Origin of the sequence: Nitrosospira sp. NpAV (assembly GCF_000832065.1) — a bacterium.
Classification (GTDB): domain Bacteria; phylum Pseudomonadota; class Gammaproteobacteria; order Burkholderiales; family Nitrosomonadaceae; genus Nitrosospira.
In genome coordinates this window covers 1-217 of the sequence record NZ_JXQM01000081.1, presented here as the reverse complement: position 1 = coordinate 217, position 217 = coordinate 1, and the positions used below count along the sequence as shown (strand labels likewise).

The window sequence follows — 217 nt, the reverse complement described above, 5'->3', positions numbered from 1 at the left end:
GCGCAATATGCGCTTGGCGTTCTGTATGCGAAGGGACGAGGAGTTGCGCAGGACGACCGGGAGGCCGTTTCCTGGTATAGAAAGGCCGCTGAGCAGGGTAACGCCGACGCTCAATATAATCTGGGGTTAGCCTACACGAAAGGACAAGGAACTACGCAAGACGAACGGCAAGCCGCATTCTGGTATCTCAAAGCCGCCGAGCAGGAGAGCACCCGGG

General features: G+C 58.1%; 1 protein-coding gene. It reads left to right on the top strand.

The window, feature by feature from the left end; genetic code table 11:
* Window positions 1-217: tetratricopeptide repeat protein (locus SQ11_RS15395; protein ID WP_041515085.1), on the top strand; the 217-nt coding region annotated here is incomplete at both ends.